This window comes from Coleofasciculus sp., assembly GCF_046539235.1.
GTDB lineage: Bacteria > Cyanobacteriota > Cyanobacteriia > Cyanobacteriales > Coleofasciculaceae > Coleofasciculus.
Genome location: NZ_JBKHHI010000606.1, coordinates 1 through 2,609, shown reverse-complemented (window position 1 = coordinate 2,609; position 2,609 = coordinate 1). Strand labels below are relative to the sequence as shown.

At 44.9% G+C, this 2,609-nt stretch carries 3 protein-coding genes; 1 reads left to right on the top strand and 2 read right to left on the bottom strand.

From position 1 onward, the window contains the following. Nucleotides 1-140: 140 nt before the first annotated feature. A complete protein-coding gene (locus tag ACLFWI_RS29190; RefSeq protein ID WP_446415840.1) occupies nt 141-698 on the bottom strand; it encodes a hypothetical protein in 558 nt (185 codons plus the stop codon). A 444-nt stretch (nt 699-1,142) separates the two neighbouring features. Here ACLFWI_RS29190 and ACLFWI_RS29185 point away from each other — a divergent pair, with 444 nt between their 5' ends. Next, nucleotides 1,143-1,973: a hypothetical protein gene (locus ACLFWI_RS29185; protein WP_446415839.1), complete on the top strand. Its 831-nt coding sequence runs from the start codon at nt 1,143-1,145 to the stop codon at nt 1,971-1,973. Nucleotides 1,974-1,988: 15 nt separating this feature from the next. Here ACLFWI_RS29185 and ACLFWI_RS29180 read toward each other — a convergent pair whose 3' ends face one another. Next, the gene (locus ACLFWI_RS29180) at nt 1,989-2,570 is read right to left on the bottom strand and encodes a hypothetical protein (protein WP_446415838.1); all 582 of its coding nucleotides are present in this window, start codon (nt 2,568-2,570) and stop codon (nt 1,989-1,991) included. Nucleotides 2,571-2,609: the final 39 nt, after the last annotated feature.

Genomic DNA, 2,609 nt, shown 5'->3' with positions numbered 1-2,609 from the left:
AAGGAAAACCATCAATATTAGTCCCTAAACCCGCCCCTACACACAGATACACCATTGTACGTTTCTACATGAGTGTCCCCATCTCCCCCAGCTTCCCCATCTCCCCCCGCTCCCCATCACCCCATCACCCCATCACCCCATCAACGCCGAGAGGGCCCCGGATTAAGAAGTTGAACTTCGCTAATCCGAATCACGTAGGGATGATACTTATTTTCTTGAAAAGAGCCAACCCAAACTTTATACTCCCCTGCTAACCACTGACCCGAAATTCCAGGGTTTTTGCCTTCAGCGTCATCATTACACCAACTTCCACCAGGACCTTTAACCAATAGAGTGGTATCCTCCGGGCTTTCCACTTGCAAACTGAGATAGTTGAAAAAAGACGTTAACTCTAGGATATGATCAGGCTGTTCATCAATATACCCGATACAAGAACCTGTTGGTGTTTCTCTACGACCCGAAACATCTGGCGTTGAAACGGAACCGCCACTGATCCCCCGAATAATCAACGGATCAGGTGAAAATCGTCGCCCCAGTTTTACGTTCTCAAATATGGGTTGCGGTGCGGCGGATTGAGCGTCAACGGCGGGAGTCATCAATAGTCCGCTGGCAAATGTGGCTGTGGCAAGTGCTGTTCCCCAGCGCCAGAGTCTCAAGACACTTACCGGGGAGTCGGAGAGTAAGGAGAGAGGTGACATAGTGGTAGGCTGAAAAGGGTGTCTTTTATTCATAACTGAGCGATTCCATCTTGGGGGAATCTCTGGGATTGTGTTTTGGGCCTGGGCACGAGGTTATACAATTGGCAAAATGATCAGAGGCGTGTTCTTATTGGATATTAACAGCTCGATGTGGTAAGTATGGACGCGGATGTTGCGAATCTTGTTCCGCTTCCAACTTGAGCCGTTCCTTGTATCGGCAAGTCTTGAAACATCTGGTTAGACAGACAGATGGGCAAGATAGACAAGATCAGGGAGATGAGATAACAAATGTCCATTGCCCATTACCCATCCCTTGTTTCTTAACCAATGAACAATCAACAATCAATAATCAACAAATGACATAAGACGTAGCTTGCTTCTCAAGGGAAGCGAGTATGACAAATGACTATATTATTCTAAATTACTATGTCAGACAAGACATATTTGACAAAAACTGCAGTTTTAGAAAGGGGTTGGACTAAGGGTGCTATTCGCAAGTTTTTAGGACAGGCAGATAAGACCAGTCCTAATCCGTATTCTCGAAAAAAGCCTCCCGTTCAACTGTTTGATATTCAGAGAGTGAAACAGTGTGAGGAATCCTCGGATTTTGCCGCCTGGAAAAAGAAAATTTCCCAAAGACGACGAGCCGCTCAACAGACGGCGAATCGAAAGAAGCAAGGGATTGAGTATGAGAAAGCTTGTGTTGCCAAAGCGTGGGAGCAATTAAATCCTCTGTCTAATTTTAGGACATCAGACTGGACAGATTTTACCTGGCAGCATTTGGGCATTTTAGAGAGTGAACTAACTGACCGAGAGAAAGACATTGCTGTAAACGCCGTTCGCAAAATGCTTAAGAAGTCTTATTGGATTCCCGTAGATTTGCTGTTTGATGCATTCAATCAATGGGGACTAGATGCTGCCAACACAGATAATCATGCCGCTCAAATTGCTGATAGCATTGCTGAATATGGATGGAAAGGAATTCCGCTTGTCAGTTTCTTTCTGAAAAACAAGATGGGACGTGTACAGTTAGATTCGGGTCATCATCGCTGGATTGCCCTAAAAAGATTGCGTGATACAGGGAAAATTGGGGCTGATTTTCGAGTCCCCGTGTTTGACCTTGATTTAATGCCCTCCTGTTTTGAGGAAAAAGGTTATCGATGGGACGCAATAGAAGCCTTGTCGTATTTAGAAAATGGCGATTATGGTTTAGCCCTCAAAATCTACGGACGCGAAAATTGGATGCTAAGTCTTTGTAGTGGAATCGATTGTTAATTATTATCGGCTCAATCACTGCTGAAGTTGTGATAATTCCTTTTGGATTTGCGCGATCGCACGTTCTAATTGTTCAACTCGCTCTAGGTTAGCAGCAGCGGCGGTGCGATCAGGCTGGGGAAGCTGATCGATGGTCTGTTTGAGGGCTACGATAATCCCGGCTAACGTCTCAATCTGTTCTAATTCGGGACGCTGCCTGAATTTTTGATTCAATTCATCAAGTTTTGATTGTAGGGGGGCTAGAGCACCTCGTAATGCCTTTTGCTTCTGATTAATTGCCTCAACGGTAGAGACAATAGCAGACAGTTCCTCTCTCGAAATCAGATTAGAGTCAGGTTGCTTCAGTTGAGCAACGTCTGTACGTAAGGTTTGGATATCTCGGCTTAACTTTTCAATTTGAGTGCGATCGCTAATTTTGCGCCGAAGCTGTTGGACAACACGACGGCGGTTAATTAGATTGAGTAACAGGGAAATCGCTAAAGGCGCTAATCCATAAATTATCTGTTCAGATATAACGGCTACTATTGCACCCACAAATGAGGCGGCAATAGCAACAGATTCAGCGATAAAAAGCCAGTTACGATTGTCATTGGTCATTGGTCATTGGTCATTGGTCATTGGTCATTGGTCATTGGT